Origin of the sequence: Nocardiopsis potens DSM 45234 (genome assembly GCF_000341105.1) — a bacterium.
GTDB lineage: Bacteria > Actinomycetota > Actinomycetes > Streptosporangiales > Streptosporangiaceae > Nocardiopsis_A > Nocardiopsis_A potens.
Genome location: NZ_ANBB01000038.1, coordinates 71,083 through 90,314, shown reverse-complemented (window position 1 = coordinate 90,314; position 19,232 = coordinate 71,083). Strand labels below are relative to the sequence as shown.

The following is a 19,232-nucleotide window of genomic DNA, read 5'->3' as shown; positions in this document are numbered from 1 at the left end:
CCGCGGTGCCGCGGAGCACTCCAGCGACCTGCTCGGGAACGACCGTGCGGCCGCGGCCCGCTGCGATGGCGGGCGGGCCGCGATCTCCGGCGGGACCGCGCAGGCGGCCCCGATCCGCATCCGGCTCCGCGGGTTCACCCGCTCAAAGAACCGTGCCGGACGCCGCCGTCGAGGAGCATGTCGACCAGGTTCCGGGCGGCGTCGGGCCGGCCGTGCTCGCGGGCCCGGGCGGCCATGCCCTCCCGGTGGCGGGGGTCCTCCAGCAGCGGGCCCAGCGCCTCCTGCAGGCGCTGGGCGGTGACCTCGCCCTCCAGCGCCACCGCCGCGCCGGCCTGCTGCAGGTGGCGGGCGTTGTGCGCCTGCTCGTCGCCGGCCGAGGAGGCCAGCGGGATCAGCACGGCGGCCTTGCCCAGCGCCGTCAGCTCCGCGATCGTGCCCGCCCCGCTGCGCGAGACCACCGCGTCGGCCAGCGCCAGCACGTCGGCCAGCTCCTCGCGGACGAAGCCGGTCAGGTGGTAGCGGCGGGCCAGTTCCCCGGGCAGGTTCCCGGCGGCCGACCTCAACGCCTCCAGGTTGGCCGGTCCGCACTGGTGGACGACGTTGGCCCGCTCCAGCAGCCACGGCAGCGCGGCGGCCACCACCGTGTTGATCTGCACCGACCCCTGGGCGCCCCCGGTGACATAGACCGTGGGCAGGGCGGGGTCGTGGCCTTCGAAGCCCAGCGCCCCGGCGGCCCGGTCGGCCCGGCCGGCCAGCACCTGCGGGCGCACCGGGTTGCCGGTCACCACCGCCGTGCCGCGCGCCTGGGCCGGAAGCAGGTCCAGGGTGGAGGCCGAGGAGAGCGCCATCTGCGCGCCCGCCCGCGCCAGCAGGCGGTTGGCCAGCCCCAGGCGCACCGTCTGCTCGTGCACCACCAGCCGGCGGCGGCACATCTTGGCGGCCAGGCCGACCGGGACCGCCACATAGCCGCCGGTGGCCAGCACCACGTGCGGGCTGAACGCCGAGACGAGGCGATGGGCCTGGGCCACCCCGCGGGGGACGTTGCCCATGTCGCGCACGTTGGCCGGGGAGACGAGCTTGACCGGGTTGGCCGAGCGGCGGATCTTGCCGGTGGCCACCGCCTCGAAGGCGATCCCGTTGTCCCGGGCGACGCGGGACTCGAGGCTGTCGGCGGAGCCGATCCACAGGACCTCCAGCCCCCAGCCGTCCTCCTGCAGCCGGGAGCGCAGCGCGTCGACGGCGGTGAGCGCCGGGTAGGTGTGGCCTCCGGTGCCGCCGCCGGTGACGATCAGGCGCATCGGAGGAGTGGGGGCGTTGCCGTTCACAGGTGTCCTTTCACATCGCCCGCGTGAACGCGGCGCGTGTCGCCGGGCGGGCCTTGCCGGTCTCCGATCCTCCCAGCGGCACCGGATCACTTCGACCGCGCGGGGCCGCACCGGAGGCGGGGCCGGTCCGGTGCTCGCCGCGGCGCGGACGAAGGAGGCACGGGGGCGGCCCGGCTCCGCCTGAGCGGACCGCGCCGCCCCCGCGGTCCGGCTCTCGTCGAGTCCGGACCGCGCCCACGTCAGGCCGCTTCGGAAACCCGCTGGTCGCCGCGGTCGCGAAGGACCGCCTTGGCGAGCGCCGTCGAGGCGGGCCAGGCGCCCATGGTCAGGACGAACGCGATCGGCCACGCGATGACGAACTGCTCGGGCCACCCGGTCAACCACTCCATGCTCGGCCCGGTGAAGAGGAGACCCATGACGCCCGACATCGTCGCGGCCATGATGAAGGTCAGGAAGACCTGAGAGAGAAGAGCGCTCTTCTTGTTCATCGTCGATTCCTTGTCCGGGACGATGACGCCTCGATGCCCGCACCGCAGCGCCGCCGTCCGCTCCGTAGAAGGATGGGGCGCCTCGGGATCGCGCCGACGGGCGCGACTGCATCTCAGGAAGACCGAGGGCTGGAATAACCACACCAGCCTGAATCTTTTAGGCCCGGGGACTCCACCTCACCCGGAACCCGCATCTCAAAGCGGTGGACCAGGGGCCTGGCCTCTGCCCTCGGCCAGGAGCACGACCCGCCCCGAGCCTGCGCACCGCGGCCGGTCGGCGCGGAGCACGGATCACCGGCCCGCTGGACGAACCCGAGGCCGCGTTGGGTTTCCTGTCGTGCCTGCGGCTGGTCGGCCTCGTGCACGACCTGGCCGAGTCCGGCCCCCAAGATCATCTGCGCCACCCGCAGCCCGGTCCTGTCCGCACTGCCCGGCCGCCCACAGCCCGGTCCGACTCACCCGTTCCGCCTCCTCGTTCGGGGCCGCCCCTGCATCGACGTCGCCTTCCCCTGCGACGTCGACAGAAGCAGAGCATGTTCGACGCCTATGCCGTGAATTTCGAGGCCCTATGCTCCGCCACCGAAATGCTCCGCCCCCGAACCGCGCGGAAAGTGAGCCCATGGCCCATACCGAGTACCGCCACGACCCTCATTCCCCGGCTCCCAACAGCGTGGTCGTCGCCACGAGTGGCGGAAGGCCGGCGCCGAGGCCGTGAACGGGCCGGAGCCGGGCCCGGAATGAAAACAGGGCGCCCTCGATTGGAAGAACCATGACTTCCACACAGGGCCCGGACCGCCTCCCCACGGACACCGCGATGGGCGGTGTGACGCTGCTCGTCGCCGACCTGGACGCGATGACCGCCTACTACCGCGACGCCGTCACCCTTCAGGTCCTCTCCGCGGACGGCGGGCGGGTCGTGCTGGGGCGCGGCGCGACCCCGATCGTCACCCTGCAGCACGACCCCGGGCTCAAGCACGCCTCCCCCAGCGCGGCGGGGCTGTTCCACACCGCGGTCCTGTACGACTCGCGCGAGGCCCTCGCGGCCGCGGTGTACCAGGTCGCGCAGCGCCATCCCGGTACGTTCACCGGCAGCTCGGACCATCTGGTGAGCCAGGCGTTCTACTTCGACGACCCCGAGGGCAACGGGGTGGAGCTGTACTGGGACCGCGACCGCACCGAGTGGAGCTGGGTGCACGGCCGGGTCGAGGTGGACACGCTCTTCCTCGACCCCAACCGGTTCCTGCGCGAGCACCTCACCGAGGCCGCCGCGGAGCGGCCGGTGAGGGGGGAGGCGGTCCTGGGCCATGTGCACCTCTGCGTCGGAGACGTCGCCTCGGCCCGCGAGTTCTACGTCGACCGGCTGGGCTTCGACACGACCGCGGAGCTCGGCGAGCGGGCCCTGTTCGTCAGCGCCGGCGGATACCACCACCACATCGCCGTGAACACCTGGCGCAGCGCGGGGGCCGGCCCCCGCACGCCCGCGCTCGGGCTCGGCCGCATCGACATCGTGGTCCCCACCGGCGACGACCTGGGAGAGGTCGCCGAGCGGATGAGGCACTACGAGGTGCCCACGCGCGATGACGGGCGGACCCTGGCGTTCGAAGACCCGTGGGCGAACGCGATCCGCCTCACCGCGGCCGCCTGAGCACAAGGGGACGCGGCAGGCCCCGGGGGCGCCGGCCCGGTGCCCCCGGCGGGCAGGACCAGGGGGAACACGCGCGAGGCGTCCCGCGGTGCCGCGTGGGAGGTCCTCGAGCGAGAGCGGGAATGCGAAAGGCCGACGAAGGGGCCTCGCCGGGCGCGGGAAACGGGAAAGGGGACCCGGATGATCCGGATCCCCTTTCCGAGCCGCGTCGGGACGGCGGGATTTGAACCCACGACCCCTTGACCCCCAGTCAAGTGCGCTGCCAAACTGCGCTACGTCCCGTGCGTCCGCCGCGGCGCCGTGCGCCGCCTGCCGACGGAGAGAGACTCTACCGCATTTCACCGGGGAACCGCGCATCGTGCGGGGACGGTCAGGGGACGGCCCGGGGGCGGAGGGTGTGCTGGTGGCCGGTGGCGGCCAGGTGGAGGGCGAACTCGTCGGGGGTGAGGGCGTCCCGGCCGAGGGCGTCGGCCAGGGCGCGGACCAGGCCGCCGGCTCCGGCCAGGCGCAGGACTCGGCGCTCGGGGGAGTCCTCGCGCATGAAGCGGGTCAGCACCGTGCCCGCGGCGGGGTCCTCGCGGTCGGGGAAGGCGGCCCCGTCCGGGCGGGGGCGGCCGAAGCGGGGGCCGGGGGCCAGGACGCGCAGCGAGAACGCGTCGCCGCGGCCCAGTCCGAACCAGGAGCCGCGGCCGGAGCCGCCGACCTCGACCACCTCGGGCAGCGCGTCGAAGAGGACCAGCAGCACGTCCGGGGCGAGGCGGGCGCGGCGCAGCTCCCGCACGGGGCCGCGGCCTTCGCCGGCGGTGGCGGTGACGGGGAGCTCCGGGCCGCCTTCCACCAGGGAGGAGCGGACGAGCAGGCCCGCCTCGGGGCGGTGGGCCCGCCCGGCCCGGACCGCGGCGGTGCGCAGGGCCGCGTCGATCCGGTCCTCCGGGGCGCCGGGGCCGCCGGGGATGTCGGGGCAGGCGGCGCCGGCCAGCAGCGCGTCGATCCAGGCGGGGTCGGTGCGGAACGGGCACAGGCTCTCCGGGGGGAGCATGTCCGGGTGCGGCGCCAGGTAGCGCAGCGGGACGCCGTGCAGCAGGGCGATCGGCTCCAGGTGCGGGGCGAGCGCCGCGGCGGCGTGCTCGGCGGCGCCGGCCAGGGCGGCCCCGTTCTCCGGGCCGTTCAGGGCCGCGGCGGCCTCGGCCCGGGCCAGCAGCCGGTCGAAGGGCTCGGCGGGCGGCGCCCCCTCGGCCAGGATGCGGCCGAACTCCTCGGCGGCGAGGCCGGCCGGGAGCCGGGCGCCGGGGCGGGGTCCCCGCTCGGTGATGCCGGCGGCCCGGGCGGCCAGTCTCCGGCGTGCGCGGGCGAGGGCCCGGGTGTGCTCGGGGCGGGACCGGGCGGTCTCCCGCCCCAGCCGCCAGGCGGCGGCCAGGGAGACGTCGAACGCGCCGTCCCCGCCGCGGAGCAGCGCCTCCTCGGCGGTGTGCGGGACGGCGGCCTCCCCCGGTGCGGGGAGCGGGGCCTCGGCGGGGACGGCGGGGCCCCGGTACCAGGCGTGGGTCCGCTCCCCGGAGGGCAGGCGGTGCGGCACCGGCACGTAGCCCCGGCGGAGCCGGTCGGCGGTGCCGGCCGGGGCCTCCTCGGGCGGTGGGAGCCGCAGCGAGGCGCCCCGCAGGGCGGGCCCGCCCCGGCGGGCCGGCTCCGGGCCGGTGGCGCGGCCGGGCCCGCCGTGCCGGAAGGACCACGACACCAGGCTGTGCAGCCGGACGGCCCGCACGGCGCCCGGCCCCTCCGGGGGCAGCGGGTGGCCGTCGAGGGAGACCAGGTGGGCGGTGTAGCGGCCGGGCCCGGAGGGGAAGCGGTTGGCGGTGACCACGGTCTGCCCTTCCCCGGCCGGGCCTCCGGGCGGCCCCGGTGCGGGCCGGGTGTGCGTGAGGTAGGGCGCCTCGCCGCTCTTCGGGGCGACCGCGGCGAACAGCGCGGCCGGCACGTCCACGGTCCGGCAGGGGGAGTCCGGGGCGCCGGGGGCCTCCGGGGCGGGGCCGGCCACCCCCTCCTCGGCCGGGTGGAGCAGGTCGTGCACGGTGCGTTCGGCGGTCAGCCCGGTCGCGCCGGGGTCCTCGGGGAGCTCGCCTTCGGCGAAGACCAGCAGCGCGAGGCGCGAGGCGCGGGGCGCGCCCCGCGCCGCCGTCCGGGGCGTCCGGGGGGAGCGCGACGTGGGCGAGCGTGCGGTGGAAGTCGCCCTCGGCGCCGTCCTGCGGGTGGCAGGCGGGCGGCGCGCCGGGGGAGGGCGGGCGCAGGGCGGCCTCCCGTCCCGGGGAGGTCCGGCCGGCGGTGCCGGAGAGGGGGAGCTCCGCGGCGCGGGCACGGCGGCGGGAGGCGTCCGGTTCTCTTCGGATGGAGGGGCGTACGGGCACGGGAGGGGTCCCAATCTCGGAGCGATGGCGGTGACCGGACCGGGGAGGGCCGAACGGAGCGGGATCCGGCCGCGGGTTTTCCGCTTTTCCGGTCGCGAAAAGGGATACCACGTGCTTAACCGTACTGCGACCGGTTCGAAACCCTGTGTGGCGGTTGCGGGCGTCAGTTCCGTGTTCCGGAATATATTTGCGGTAAATGTCGGTATTGGGGGACGTGGAGGGGTGAGAATCCGTTGAAGCGGTGAGCAGGAAAACCGCTTTTCGGTGATCCGCTATGAGGTTCGGGGCTCCGTCTGCGTGCGACGGCGGGGTTCGGACCGGTTTTCCGGGAAATGGTGTAGTTTGCCGTGGCATGGCTGACAGCGTTGTGCGTTCCCTGCTCATCAGGGCGAGCCGCTCGCTCTGCGACTGCGAGTTCTGGGTGCGGCATCTCGGCTGGGAGGACGGCGCCCTCGCCCCGCTGGCGGAGACGCGGCGCCTCTGCGACGAGGCCGAGCAGAAGAGCGCCCCCGGCGACGCGGAGACCGCCGCGACCCTCGCCGTCCTCCGCTCCACGGCGGCCGGATTCGCCCTGCGGCACTCGGTGATCTCCAGGGTGGACGCCGATTTCGACGACGAGGACGGCCCGGACCTCGGCGGAATGGGCGAATACGACCCGGAGGGCCTCACCCGGCCGCTCGCCGAGCAGGCCGTCCGGGCGGCGAGGGCGGCCCTGGACGCCGACCCCGAGGACGCCCTGGTGCCGCTGCAGCTGGGACACGCGCTCACCTGGTCCGGCGACCGGGACGGCGCCGTCGAGGCCTATCGGGAGGCGCTCCTCCGCGACCCGGGGGAGGTCTGCGCCGACGCCTGCCTGAGGCACCTCGGCGCGCTCCCCGCCGGCCGGGCGGCCCCCGGGCGGCGGTCGTGGGACGGGGCGGTGATGTGGGGCGAACGGCCTCACGTCTCCCCGACCGGCCACGGGAGCCACGCGTTCGCCCTGCTCCGGGTCCTCTTCCCGATCGACAACAACAACGAGGACCACCGGTTCCTGCTGTTCGCCTCCGCCGCCGAGGCGTGCGACCACGCCGACGCGCTGCTGGGCTCCGACGGAACCGATCCGGCCGAAGACCTCGCGGACGAGGACGGCGCGATCGTCCTGCACCTCCACCGGCCCGGCCGCCCGATCGTCGAGTACGACCTGACGGGCCGGGTGAGACCCGCCCCGGACGGCGGCCCGCCCCGCGTCGACCGGTCGGACGTCCCGCTGGAGGCCCCGGCCGGGCCGCCGCTCCCGGCCGGGCGCCCGTTGCGCATCGACACCAGAACCTGCTTCTGAGCGCGGCCGGTTCAGCCCCTGTGCTGCGCCGCGGCCTCCAGGCCGCCGGGAGCCCCGCCCTCCGGGGAACCCCCGGAGCCGCGCAGCGCCACCGCCGCCGCACCGGCCAGCACCAGGGCGGCCGCCGCCCCGACCCAGCCGGCGGTGTTCAGCCCCGCCATGAACGCCTCCTCGGCCCGCGCCGACACCCCCTCGGGGACCCGGTCGGCCACGGAGGCGGCCCCGGCCAGGCCGCTCTCCACCGCGCGGGCGGTGCCGGCGGGCAGGCCGGCCAGGACCTCCGGCCCCATCCGGGCGGAGTAGACGGCCGCGGCCAGGCTGCCCACCAGGGCGACGCCCGCGGCCAGGCCGAGCTCCTGCACCATCTCCGAGACGGCCGAGGCCGACCCGGCCTTCTCCGGCGGCGCGGCGCCGACCACCAGGTCGGTGCCGAGCGCCGCGATCGCCCCCAGACCCAGGTAGACCAGGGAGAACGCGGCCACCACCGGGACCGGTCCGGCGCCGGGCCCGACCGCCCCCAGCAGGGCGTAGCCCACCGCGGAGAGCACCAGCACCCCCGCCAGCACCGACCCCGGCCGGACCCACCGGGTCAGCACCGGCGCCGCGATCGCCGAGACCATCATCATCAGCGCGGGCGGCCCGAACCAGAGGCCGGCCGCCATCGGGGACAGCCCCTCCACCAGCTGCAGGTACTGCGTGGTGAGCAGCATGGTCCCGCCCACGCCCACCAGTCCGACCAGCATCACGGCCAGGGCGGTGGTGAAGGCGCGGCCGCCGAAGAGGGAGACGTCCAGCAGCGGGTCGTCCAGGGACCGCTGCCGGCGCACGAACAGCACGGCGAAGACCGCGCCGGCCGCCGCCGCGGCGAGCACCGCCGGGGACGGCCCCTCCTCGGCGAACCCCTTGACCGCATAGACCACCGGCAGGACCGCGGCCAGGGACAGGGCGACGCCGGGAAGGTCGAGCCGGCCGCGCCGGACGGCGCGGTGCTCCGGCAGCAGGAACGGGGCCAGGGCCAGCATCGCCCCGATCACCGGGACCGCGATCAGGAAGGCCGACCCCCACCAGAAGCGCTCCAGCAGCGCGCCGCCGACCAGCGGCCCGGCGGCCATCCCGCCGGCGAAGAACGTGGTCCACAGCCCGATGGCCAGCGCCCGCTGCCGCGGGTCGCGGAACATGTCGCCGATCAGCGCCAGGGTGGACGGCATCAGGGTGGCGCCGGCCGCGCCCAGCACGGCGCGGGCGGCGATGAGCAGCTCCGGGGTGGGCGCGTAGGCGGCCGCCACCGAGGCCGCCGTGAAGCCGGCGCCGCCGATCATCAGCAGGCGCCGCCGCCCGATCCGGTCGCCCAGCGTCCCCATGGTGATGAGCAGGCCCGCGATCAGGAACCCGTAGGCGTCCACGATCCACAGCTGCTGGGCGGCGCTGGGGCGCAGGTCCGCCGCGAGCGAGGGCAGCGCCAGGTGCAGCACGGTGAGGTCCAGGCCCAGCAGCACGGTCGGCAGGGCGAGGACGGCCAGTCCCGCCCACTCCGCGGGCCCGGCCCGGTGCCGGTTCCGGTCGGTCATCGAAGGTCCCTTCGTCGTCGAGAGGTGCCTTCACCCTGGAAGGGACCGCGCACGGGCCGCGCACGAAAGCCTGGGGACGGCGGACCGGCGGCGCGGAGAACCGGGCCCATTCGCCCCTCGGACCCGCGATCACCCGTCCCCGTGCACGCCGACGCCCCGGCCCTCCGCCGCGGCGCTTCCGCGGGCCCGCCGGGCGCACACCGGAGAGGAGGTCCGGGCCTGCATCCGGGAGGCCGCGCCGCCCGCTCTGTGAAGGCCCTCTCTCCGCGGGCCGGACGGGCCGGGAAGAGCCGCCCCCGCGGCCGGGACGTCTAGGCTGGGCGCATGCGTTACGGGGTGCTCGGTCCGCTGGAGGCGCGGGGTTCCGGCGGGGAGCGGGTGGCGGTCCCCGAGGCGAAGGTCCGGGCCGTCCTGGCCGCCCTGCTGGTGCACGGGGGCGCCCCGGTCTCCGCCGACCGGCTGATCGAGGACCTGTGGGAGGGTCGCCCGCCCGGGAACCCGCTCAACACCCTGCAGACCAAGATCTCCCAGCTGCGTCGGGCCCTCGGTGCCGACCAGGTGGTGCGCACCCCGGCCGGCTACCGGATCCGCCTGGAGGAGGGCGGGCTCGACGCGGAGCGGTTCCGCGGCGCCGCCGAGGAGGCGCACCGCGCCGACCCGAGCGAGCGGGTCCGGCTGCTCACCGGGGCGCTCGGGCTGTGGCGGGGCCCGGCCTACGCCGACCTCGCCGACGCGGCGTTCACCCGGGCCGAGGCCGCCCGCCTGGAGGAGCTGCGCCTGGACGCGGCCGAATGCCTGGCCGAGGCGCGCATCGAACTCGGCGACGCCGACGGCGCCCTCCCCGACCTGCGGGAGCTGGTCGGCGAGCACCCGCTGCGGGAGCGCCTGCAGGCCCTGCACATGCGGGCCCTGCACGCCGCCGGCCGCCGCCGGGAGGCCCTGGACGCCTTCCACCGGCTGCGGACCCGGCTCCGCGACGAGCTCGGCGTCGACCCCGGCCCGCAGGTCCGCGAGGCGCACACCGCGGTCCTGCGCGGCGAGGGCGCGCGGCCGGCCCCGCCGCCCCGCCCGGAGGAGCGCCCGCGCACCAACCTGCCCGCACCGGCCACCCCGCTGATCGGCCGGGAGGAGGAGACCGGGCGCCTGCGCCGGACGCTCCGCGCCGCCGACGGCGCCCGCCTGCTGACCGTGACCGGGCCCGGCGGCGTCGGCAAGACCCGGCTGGCGCTGGCCGCGGTGCGCTCGCTGCGCCCGGACTTCCCCGGCGGCGCGTGGCTGGTCGAACTCGCCGGACTGCACCGCCGCTGCACGCCCGACGACGTCGCCGAGCGGATCGTCACCGCGCTGGGGCTGTGCGAGGGCGCGGCCGGCGCGGAACCGGCCGGCCTGGTGGAGTGGCTCTGCGGCGCGCTCGCCGGACAGCGGCTCGTCCTGCTGCTGGACAATTGCGAGCACGTGGTGGCCCAGGTCGCCGAGGTGGCCGGCGCGCTGCAGGCCGCCGCCCCCGAGGTGCGCACCCTGGTGACCTCCCAGGAGGCGCTGGACGTCCCCGGCGAGACGGTGCTCCCGCTGCCGCCGCTGACCCTGCCCGAGGCCGCCCCCGGCGGGGGCGCGGAGCGGATCGCCGCCGCCGGCGCGGTGCGGCTCTTCACCGAGCGGGCCCGGGCCGCTTCCCCGGGGTTCGAACTGACCGAGGAGAACGCCCCCGCCGTCGCCGCGATCTGCCGCCGGCTGGACGGCATCCCGCTCGCCATCGAGCTGGTGGCGGCCCGCATCCGGGCGCTGGCCCCCGAGCGGATCGCCGCCGGGCTGGACGACCGCTTCGCCCTGCCCACCGGCCCGGGCCGCGGCCGCCCCACCCGGCAGCAGACGCTGCGCGCGATGATCGACTGGAGCTGGGGGCTGCTGGCCGACGGCGAGCGCACGGTCCTGCGCCGCCTCGCGGTGAGCCCGGACGGCGCCACCCCGGAGGCCGCCCGGGCCCTGTGCGCCGAAGGGACGCCGGGCGGCGCCGGCGTGCTCGACGCGCTCTCCCGCCTGGTCGACCGGTCGCTGGTGGTCCGCGACGGCGACCGGTTCCGGCTGCTGGAGTCGGTGGCCGCCTACAGCGCCGAAAGGCTGGCGGAGGCGGGGGAGGCCGAGGAGGTGCGCCGCCGGTTCACCGACTTCCACACCGAGCGGGCGGAGTCGGCGGACGAGCGGCTGCGCGGCGCGGGGCAGCGCCGCGCCCTGGCGGAGCTGGACGCCGAGACGGTCAACCTGCGCCGCGCCCTGGAGCTGGCTCTGCGCCGGGACGGTGCCGGGCCGGCGCTGCGCCTGGTCAACGCGCTGGCCTGGTACTGGTCACTGCGCAGCCGGCGGAGCGAGGCGCGGCGCTCGCTGGCCGCCGCGCTCGCCCTGCCGGGCGGCCCGCCGGCCGCGCGCGCCGTCGCCGAGGCCTGGCTGGCCTCCTTCGAGGGCCGCCCGGGCCGGGCCGACGCGGCCGGGCCGGCGCTGCGCGCCCGGCTGCTCTGCGCGGTGGGCACCTCCCTCTACCGGGAGGGCGACCGCGCCGCGGCGCGCCGCCTCGTCGAGGAGGCGCTGGCCGCCGCCCGCGCGGCCGGCGACCGGTGGGGCGAGGCCGCCGCGCTGGCGGAGCGCGCCGACCACCGCGCCGACGCGGGCGAGGCGGCCGCCGCCCGGGCGGACGCCCGGCGCAGCGCCGAGCTCTTCGGCGCGGCGGGGGACCGCTGGGGGCGGCTGCGCGCGGGCGGCGCCCTGGCCCGAGCGGCCGGGGCCGACCGGGACCGCGCCGACGCCGCGGCCCTGCTCGAAGAGGGCCTGCGCGGCGCCGAGGAGCTGGGCCTGTGGGGCGAGGCGGTCGAGGTGCTGCTCTGCCTGGGGCACGCGGCGGCGGACCGGGGCGAGGACGAGGGGGCGCGGCGCCTCTACGGGCGGGCGCTCCGCCTCGCCGCGGAGCGCTCCTATGAGCGGGGCGCGGCGGAGGCCGCCGCCCGCCTGGCGGCCACGGCCGGCCCCCGCCCGGCGGCGGCCGCGCCCGCGGCCCCGGGCTGACCCGGCCGCCCGCGCCCCGGGCGGAGGCCGCCGGGCACCGTCCGCACCCGGGCTCGCGTCCCGACCGGGTCGAGACGGCACAGCGGCCGCATGCACGACGGAGAGCCTCACTTCGCCGGGACCGCCCGGTCCGCGGAACCGACGGCCTGGATCGAATGCGCCTGGATCGCCGACACCGTACTCGGCCCGCCCGATGAGTCCTGAGCTCGCCCGGGGCCGCCGCCGCGTGCTCCCGGACCCCGGGAGGCCGCCCGCGTCACCGGGAAACGGCCGGGTGGGGAGGCCGGGAGCACACCGGCCGTTCAGCCGTCGGAATCATTCGATGTACTTCCACTTCTCCAGGCACGTGATGTAGGAGCCGTGGTTCCGGCAGGGCCTGATCCGGTCGATGTACTTTCCGGACGGGGCGGTGTATTTCCCGCACCCCGATTTAGATCCGTTCCCGTCCTTCACGATCCCCGAGACGCCGTCCGAGCGCACGTATTTGGTCCACAGGCCGACCCCGTCGGCATAGGTGTCGCAGGCGTAAACCGTTTTGTGGGTCTTGCTGACGCTGGAGTAGCCGCACTGCGACATTCCGATGGGGCCGCACCCGGGGTCCCAAGAGTACCGGACGTAGTGGGCGTGGGCCGCAGGAGCGCTGATCAGCAGGGTCGCTGCGGCGATGGTCAGTACGGCGATGATCTTCTTGTACACGACCCGTCCTATCGAAAAAGGGGTGCATTCATTCAAGAGTGTCATCTTGGGGGTGGCAGGGCCAACCTTCCGAAGGAACTGACCGGAAAAGGACAGAGGAGGTTTCTCGTTTCGTGTGCTCCTCCGTTGAAGGTTTTCCCGAGTGCGGGGCGGGCGTCCAGCGGGGTTCGGGGCGGAATGTGTCGGGAGTGCCGCGTGGGGCCGGAATCCTTCGGTTCCGGTCCCCGCTTTTCCGGGCCGCTCAGCCCGGCAGTGCGCCGCGCAGGGCGAGCAGGTCGGCCTCGGCCGCCGGAGGCGGTGAAGACGATATTGCCGGGGCGGCACCGATGAGGTCGGCGACCTGTTCCCGGGCCCCGCAGGCGTCGCCGCCGGAGAGGCGCCGGGCAGGCCGGTCAGGTGCGGCGGCGCCGCCCCGGTGAGCGGGGGCGTCCGGGGCGGCGGGTCACGACGGCTCCCCGGAGTGCACCGGCATGTCGGCCAGGCGCCACTCCAGCATCCCGTCGTGCAGGCGGACGGCCCTGCGCCCGCGCTCGGCCAGCATCCGCACCGCCTCATAGGCCAGTACGCAGTACTCGCCGCGGCAGTAGACCACCACCTCGGTCTCCTCGGGCAGCTCCCCGATCCGCTCGGCCAGCTCCGCGACCGGGATGGAGACGGCGCCGGGGATGTGCCCGGCCCGGTACTCCTCGGCCGGCCGGACGTCCAGCACCAGCACCTCTCCGGCCTCGGCGCGGGCGAGCAGCTCCTCGCGGGTGATCTCCGCGGTGTCGTCGGGGCCCAGGTAGGCCGAGCGGGCGGCGGGAACGGCGTGCTGGTGCGCCTCGGCGACCTTGCGCAGCAGGGCGAGCAGCCGGGCCACGTCGTCGCCGGCGAGCCGGTAGTGGATGCGCACGCCCTCGCGGCGGGCGGCCACGAGCCCGGCCTGCTTGAGCGTCTGCAGGTGGGCCGAGGCCGTGGTCAGGTTCAGCCCGGCGGCCTTGGACAGGGCGTCGACGGTGCGCTCGCCCTGCGCCAGCAGGTCGAGCAGCTCCAGTCTCTTTCCGCTGGCCAGCGCCTTTCCGCTGGCGGCGAACGCCTCGTAGAGCCCGGTCTTGGACCGGGGGTCGGCGGTTTCCCTCATCGATTCCTCCATAGATCTATGGAATATTGTAGATGAGTGTCGCCGCTATGACCAGGCAGCGGCCGCGCCGTCCCGGGCGCGCCCGGGCTCCTTGGAGGACCACCGTGAGCTTCACCGACGACCACCTGATCCCGCTGGTCGACGAAGGGCTGGGCAACAGCGCCTACCTTCTCGACCTGGGCGACGGCCGCGCACTGGCCGTGGACGCCGCCCGCGACCTGCGGGCGCTCCGCGCCGCGGCCGGCCGGCGCGGCCTGCGGGTCGCCTACGCCGCCGACACCCACCTGCACGCCGACTTCCTCTCCGGCGCCGTCCAGCTCGGCCGCGACCAGGGCGCGGCCGTGCTGGCCTCCGCGGCCGGGCGCCGCGCCTTCGACCACGTTCCGCTGGCCGACGGGGACGAGGTCGACCTGGGCGGGCTGACCCTGCGCGCCCTGGCCACCCCCGGCCACACCGACGAGCACCTGTCCTTCCTGATCCTGGACGGGTCCCGGGAGCTGGGGGTGTTCACCGGCGGGTCGCTGATCGTGGACTCCGCCGCCCGCACCGACCTGCTCGGCCCCGAGCGGACCGAGGAACTCGCGCGCGCCCAGTACCGCTCGCTGAGCCGGCTGGCCGCCCTGCCGGATTCCACCGCGGTCTGGCCCACCCACGGCGCGGGCTCGTTCTGCTCGGCCCCGCCCGGCGCCGAGCGGACCACCACCATCGGCGCCCAGAAGCGCTCCAACCCCCTGCTCGGCGCCCCCGGCGAGGACGCCTTCGTGGAGCGCCTGCTGGCAGGCCTGGGCTCCTACCCCGCCTACTTCGACCGCCTCGCCGAGGCCAACCGCCTCGGCCCGGCCGTGCTGGACGCCGCGCCGGTGCTGCCCGCCCTCACCCCGGAGCAGGTCGCGAAGGTGATGCGGGAGGGCGGCCAGGTGATCGACGCCCGACCCGCCGCCGCCTACGCCTCCGGCCACATCCCCGGGGCCCTGTCCATCCCGCTGCGCGAGCAGTTCGCGACCTGGCTGGGCTGGCTGCTGCCCGACCACGCGCCCCTCGCCTTCGTCACCGCCGAGGACCGGGACGCGGAGGAGATCGTCTGGCAGTCCTACAAGATCGGCTACGAGCGGCTGGCCGGGGTGCTGCACGGCGGCATGGCGGCCTGGGCGGCGGCGGGCGCCCCGCAGGCCGCGGTCCCCTTCGTCACCGCCTCCCGCGCCGAGCCCGCCTCCTACGTCGACGTGCGCCAGAGGGCCGAGTACGCCGCCGGGCACGTTTCCGGCGCCGTGCACATCGAACTCGGCGACCTGGCCGACCGCGCCGCCGACGTCCCGCCGGGCGCGATCCTGGCCTGCGGGCACGGGGAGCGCGCCATGACCGCGGCCGGCATCCTCCTGCGCGCCGGCCGCACCGACCTGCAGGTCCTGGCCGGCGGCCCCGCCGACTGGGCCCGGGCCACCGGCCGCGGGCTGCGGGAGGGCGAATGAACCGCCGCCCCGCGACCCGCACGCCCGCCCTGGGCCTGCGCCGGAACGCCGCGCAGTTCACCCTGCTGGTGGCGGTCAACGCCCTGGTCGGCGGCATGGTCGGCCAGCAGCAGACCGTGCTGCCGCTGATGGCCGAATCGGAGTTCGGCCTCACCGGCTACACCTTCATCTTCACCTACGTCGCGGCCTTCGGGATCACCAAGGCGATCGCCAACTACTTCGCCGGAACGCTCTCCGACCGCTACGGCCGCAGACCCGTCCTCCTGGTGGGCTGGCTGTTCGCCGTCCCGGTTCCACTGATGCTGATCCTGGCCCCCGGCTGGGAGTGGGTGGTGGCGGCCAACGTGCTCCTCGGCGTCAACCAGGGGCTGACCTGGTCCACCACCGTGGTGATGAAGATCGACCTGGTTGGCCCGGCCCAGCGCGGCCTGGCCATGGGGCTGAACGAAGCCGCCGGGTACGGCGCGGTCGCCCTCACCTCGCTGCTGGCCGGCCACCTCGCCGAGGCCTACGGGCTGCGCCCGGCCCCCTTCCTGCTCGGCCTGGCCTACACCGCCCTGGCCCTGCTGCTGTCCGGGGCCTTCGTGCACGAGACCCGCGACCACGCCCTGCTGGAGGCCGGGCGGCACGCGCCCGGCGGCCGCCGCGGCCGCCTGCACGCCGAGCTGACCGACCGGCAGATCCTGGCCCAGACCAGCCTCAGGGAGCCGGCGCTGTCCTCGGCGAGCCAGGCCGGGCTGGTGAACAACCTCAACTTCGGCCTCTCCTGGGGGCTGTTCCCGCTGCTGTTCGCCACCGCCGACCTGACCACCGGACAGATCGGGCTGCTGTTCGCCCTCTATCCGGGGGTGTGGGGGGCGGGGCAGCTGTTCACCGGTGCCCTCTCCGACCGGTTCGGCCGCAAGCACCTGATCACCGCGGGCATGGCCGCCCAGGCCGCCGCGCTGGCGCTCATCGCCGCCTCCTCCGGGTTCACCGGCTGGGCGGCGGGCACCGTGCTGCTGGGACTGGGCACCGCGATGGTCTACCCCACCCTGCTCGCGGTGATCGGCGATGTCGCCCACCCGCTCTGGCGCGGCCGGGCGGTGGGCGTCTACCGGGTCTGGCGCGACCTGGGCTATGCCGTCGGCGCGCTGCTCGGCGGAATCGTCGCCGACCTGCTGGGGCTGCACGCCGCGGTGTGGGCGGCCGCGGCGGTGTCCGCGCTGTCCGCGGCGGCCGTGGCGGTGCGCATGTACGAGACCCACCGGCCGAGCTCGGGCGCGCTTCCGGAACAGGGCCTGCGCCCCGGCGCCGGAGGCGGGGAGCGGTAGGCCGCGCCGGGCAGCGGGGACCGGCTCCGGTGCCCGCTCTGCCCCGCGCGGCTATCCGCCGGCCTGGGCCGCGGGCGCCGCGGCTGCGGTGAGAGCGGGCCGGACCGGCCGCCGTTCCCCGAGGCCGCCGAACGCCCCGCCCCGCCGCTGCCGCAGGACGCGGAGGCGCCGGCGGCCGCTGAAGGGGGCGCCGGCACCCGGGGCCGCGGCGCGCCGCGGCCCGAGCCGGCCGGAGAGCCGGCAGGGAGCGGACGGGCGGCGCGCCCCCGGGCCGCGTGCCGGATCGCCCGCCGCCTTCCGGCCGCCGGGGCCGTCCGGCCCGGCCCGGTCGTTCGGCCCGCCGGGCCGGACGGGGCCGCTCAGCCTGGCAGCGCCCCGGCGAGGACCGCGGCGACGGTCCTGCGGACCTCCTCGGCGTCGGGCGGGGCACCGCCCCGGGCGGCGAACAGCAGGTGGCCGGCGCCGACCAGGGCCGGGGCGAGGGCGTCGACGTCGGCGCCGGGCGCGACGCGGCCCCGCTCCCGCTCGGCGGCGAGGTAGCCGGCGATCATCGCGGTGGCCTCGGTGAGCAGCGGGACGCCGGGCGAACCGGCGTCGCGCAGCCGGGCGCGCAGGCCGTCGCGGAAGGTGATGAGCGCGACGACGGCCACGGCGACCGGCCCGAACAGCTCGGTCAGCGCGCCGGCGAGGTTGCCGGTGACGGTGCCGGTCCCGGCGGAGCGGTGCAGGGCGTCGGCCTGGGCGCCGAGCCGGCCGGTGCGGTCGAGCACGAGCTCGGCGAGGAAGGCGTCGAAGTCGGCGAAGTGCCGGTGCAGCACGCCCTTGGCGCAGCCGGCCTCCGTGGTGACCGCCCTGCTGGTCAGCGCGTTCGCCCCGTCCCGGAGCAGGACGCGCTCGGCGGCGCCGAACAGCTGCTCGCGTACGTCGCGGATGTGCACCCCCGTCGGCACGGTGCGTCCTCCTTGAGTCCTGTTCTTGTCGAGTGGGCGCGTGCCCACTAAGGTGGGCGCATGCCCACTCTACCTTCGGGGCGGCCGGACGGCTCCGCGGACCGGACCCACCGGGACCGGCGGACCGCCGAGTCCTTCGGCACCGACCCCCACCGCTACGACCGCTCCCGGCCCCGCTACCCCGGCGCCCTGGTGGAGCGGATCACCGCCGCCGCGCCCGGCCCCGACCTCCTCGACGTCGGCTGCGGCACCGGCATCGCGGCCCGCCAGTTCCGGGCGGCCGGCCACCGCGTCCTCGGCGTCGAGCCCGACGAGCGGATGGCCGCCTTCGCCCGCCGCACCGGCGTCGGCGTCGAGACGGCGGCCTTCGAGGACTGGGACCCCGCCGGCCGGCGGTTCGACGCGGTCGCCGCCGGCACCGCCTGGCACTGGGTGGACCCGGAGGCCGGCGCCGCCAAGGCCGCGCGGGTGCTGCGGCCCGGCGGCCCGCTGGCGCTCTTCTGGCACGTCTTCGCCCTCCCGCCCGGCATCGCGGAGGCCTTCGCCGGCGTCTACCGGCGGATCGCCCCCGACGCGCCCTTCGACGTCGGCGCGGCCGCCGGCGGAGAGGCCGCCGGCCGCCCGACGCCGCTGGACGCGGCCGCCGAGGGGATCCGGGCCGCCGGCGGGTTCGGCCCGGTGGAGCGGCTCCGGTTCGACTGGGAGCGCTCCGGCACCCGGGAGGAGTGGCTCGACCGGCTGGCCGCCTCCGGCGCGCTGACCCGGCTGCCCCCGGAGCGGGCGGCCCGGGTGCTGGAGGAGGTCGGCGCCGCCCTGGAGGGGGCCGGGGGAGACCTCCGCGCGGACTGCGCCACCGTGGCGCTCATCGCGGTCCGGGACGGCTGACCGGTGCGGGCGCCGCGTCCGCGCGTCCGCGCAGGCTCCTGGGGGCCGCGCCCGGGAGCCGGCGGGCGGAGGCCCCGGTGATAAGGTCAGCCTCGCCTAACGGACGTGACGACGGGGAGTGAACCGATGGCCCAGCCGGTGCGCGAGACGCGCCTCGAGATCTACCCGCTCCGGCCCCGGGTCCTGGAGGCCGCCGAGGTCGCCCGGATCACGCCCCGCATGGTGCGGGTGGTCTTCACCGGGTCCGACCTGGAGGGCTTCCGCACCGACAACCACACCGACCACGTGAAGCTGTGGTTCCCGAACGAGGAGACCGGCGAGCACGTCCTGCCGCGGGTGGAGAACGACCGGCCGGTCAACTTCCGGGACCCGGGCGCGGTCGTCCGGGACTACACCGTGCGCGCCTACGACGCGGAGGCGGGGCGGCTGGTCATCGACTTCGTCGCGCACGACCACGGCCCGGCGGGCCGCTGGGCGATGCGCGCCCGCCCCGGCGACCGCCTCGGCGTCCTGGGGCCGCGCGGGACCGAGCACCTCCCCTCCGGCTTCGGCCACTACCTGATCGCCGCGGACGAGACCGCGCTGCCCGCCGCCGCCCGGTGGCTGGAGGAGCTGCCCAGGGACGCCCGGGTGCACGCCTTCCTCGAGGTCGCCGGCCCGGAGGAGGAGCAGGAGATCGACCTGCCGGAGCACGCCTCGCTCACCTGGCTGCACCGGGGGGACCGCGAGCCCGGCACGACCGACCTGCTGCTCCGCGCCGTGGAGGCACTGGAGCTCCCCGAAGGCGACGTGTTCGCCTGGGCCGCGGGCGAGGCCGGCGTGCTCAAGCCGATCCGCCGCCTGTTCAAGGAGCGCGGCCTGGTCAAGAACCAGTCCTTCGAAGTGGACGGCTACTGGCGCCGGGGAACGGTCAACCTCGACCACCACCAGGAGGACGGGGACGACTAGAGCCTGTCTGACAATTCGCGTTAGGTCCTGTCTGGAGTTCGGATCACCAGT

At 76.5% G+C, this 19,232-nt stretch carries 14 protein-coding genes and 1 tRNA gene; 7 read left to right on the top strand and 8 right to left on the bottom strand.

The window, feature by feature from the left end:
* Positions 1-134: 134 nt before the first annotated feature.
* Together D459_RS0115355 and D459_RS31740 are read right to left on the bottom strand one after the other, a co-directional pair.
* Positions 135-1,298 carry a UDP-N-acetylglucosamine--N-acetylmuramyl-(pentapeptide) pyrophosphoryl-undecaprenol N-acetylglucosamine transferase gene (locus D459_RS0115355; protein WP_017593899.1) on the bottom strand — a complete coding sequence of 388 codons (1,164 nt, stop codon included), beginning with the start codon at positions 1,296-1,298 and terminating at the stop codon, positions 135-137.
* 266 nt (positions 1,299-1,564) lie between these two features.
* On the bottom strand, positions 1,565-1,813 hold the full coding sequence (locus tag D459_RS31740; protein WP_017593898.1) for a DUF2798 domain-containing protein: 249 nt from the start codon (positions 1,811-1,813) through the stop codon (positions 1,565-1,567).
* Between the two features lie 769 nt (positions 1,814-2,582).
* Between D459_RS31740 and D459_RS0115345 the strand changes: the two genes are divergently transcribed.
* Positions 2,583-3,458 carry a VOC family protein gene (locus D459_RS0115345; RefSeq protein ID WP_017593897.1) on the top strand — a complete coding sequence of 292 codons (876 nt, stop codon included), beginning with the start codon at positions 2,583-2,585 and terminating at the stop codon, positions 3,456-3,458.
* Between the two features lie 208 nt (positions 3,459-3,666).
* Here D459_RS0115345 and D459_RS0115340 read toward each other — a convergent pair.
* A tRNA-Pro gene (locus tag D459_RS0115340) sits at positions 3,667-3,740 on the bottom strand.
* Positions 3,741-3,828: 88 nt separating this feature from the next.
* Positions 3,829-5,526 (bottom strand): hypothetical protein, encoded by a 1,698-nt coding sequence (locus D459_RS0115335; RefSeq protein WP_017593896.1) that lies wholly within the window; start codon positions 5,524-5,526, stop codon positions 3,829-3,831.
* Positions 5,527-6,212: 686 nt separating this feature from the next.
* Between D459_RS0115335 and D459_RS0115330 the strand changes: the two genes are divergently transcribed.
* A complete protein-coding gene (locus tag D459_RS0115330) occupies positions 6,213-7,178 on the top strand; it encodes a hypothetical protein (RefSeq protein WP_152522988.1) in 966 nt (321 codons plus the stop codon).
* A gap of 11 nt (positions 7,179-7,189) precedes the next feature.
* On the opposite strand, the gene D459_RS0115325 is transcribed toward D459_RS0115330, so the two are convergent.
* Positions 7,190-8,746, bottom strand: coding sequence for an MFS transporter (locus tag D459_RS0115325; protein WP_017593894.1), 1,557 nt, complete (start codon positions 8,744-8,746; stop codon positions 7,190-7,192).
* Positions 8,747-9,070: 324 nt separating this feature from the next.
* Between D459_RS0115325 and D459_RS0115320 the strand changes: the two genes are divergently transcribed.
* Complete coding sequence (locus tag D459_RS0115320) at positions 9,071-11,800, top strand: BTAD domain-containing putative transcriptional regulator (protein WP_017593893.1); 2,730 nt, start codon at positions 9,071-9,073, stop codon at positions 11,798-11,800.
* A 315-nt stretch (positions 11,801-12,115) separates the two neighbouring features.
* Here the strand turns inward: D459_RS0115320 and D459_RS0115315 are convergent, their stop codons facing one another.
* The gene (locus tag D459_RS0115315) at positions 12,116-12,496 is read right to left on the bottom strand and encodes a hypothetical protein (protein WP_017593892.1); all 381 of its coding nucleotides are present in this window, start codon (positions 12,494-12,496) and stop codon (positions 12,116-12,118) included.
* A gap of 442 nt (positions 12,497-12,938) precedes the next feature.
* Positions 12,939-13,616: an ArsR/SmtB family transcription factor gene (locus tag D459_RS0115310; RefSeq protein ID WP_017593891.1), complete on the bottom strand. Its 678-nt coding sequence runs from the start codon at positions 13,614-13,616 to the stop codon at positions 12,939-12,941.
* Positions 13,617-13,720: 104 nt separating this feature from the next.
* On the opposite strand from D459_RS0115310, the gene D459_RS0115305 reads away from it, so the two are divergent.
* Both D459_RS0115305 and D459_RS0115300 read left to right on the top strand, forming a co-directional pair.
* Positions 13,721-15,085: an MBL fold metallo-hydrolase gene (locus tag D459_RS0115305; protein ID WP_017593890.1), complete on the top strand. Its 1,365-nt coding sequence runs from the start codon at positions 13,721-13,723 to the stop codon at positions 15,083-15,085.
* Complete coding sequence (locus tag D459_RS0115300) at positions 15,082-16,398, top strand: MFS transporter (RefSeq protein WP_017593889.1); 1,317 nt, start codon at positions 15,082-15,084, stop codon at positions 16,396-16,398. The genes D459_RS0115305 and D459_RS0115300 overlap by 4 nt, the downstream gene beginning before the upstream one ends.
* A gap of 359 nt (positions 16,399-16,757) precedes the next feature.
* Here D459_RS0115300 and D459_RS0115295 read toward each other — a convergent pair whose 3' ends face one another.
* Positions 16,758-17,348: a TetR/AcrR family transcriptional regulator gene (locus D459_RS0115295; protein WP_081620585.1), complete on the bottom strand. Its 591-nt coding sequence runs from the start codon at positions 17,346-17,348 to the stop codon at positions 16,758-16,760.
* Between the two features lie 60 nt (positions 17,349-17,408).
* Here D459_RS0115295 and D459_RS0115290 point away from each other — a divergent pair, with 60 nt between their 5' ends.
* Together D459_RS0115290 and D459_RS0115285 are read left to right on the top strand one after the other, a co-directional pair.
* Positions 17,409-18,233, top strand: a complete 825-nt coding sequence (locus D459_RS0115290; RefSeq protein WP_017593887.1) for a class I SAM-dependent methyltransferase — start codon at positions 17,409-17,411, stop codon at positions 18,231-18,233.
* Between the two features lie 126 nt (positions 18,234-18,359).
* Positions 18,360-19,181: a siderophore-interacting protein gene (locus D459_RS0115285; RefSeq protein ID WP_017593886.1), complete on the top strand. Its 822-nt coding sequence runs from the start codon at positions 18,360-18,362 to the stop codon at positions 19,179-19,181.
* Positions 19,182-19,232 lie beyond the last annotated feature (51 nt).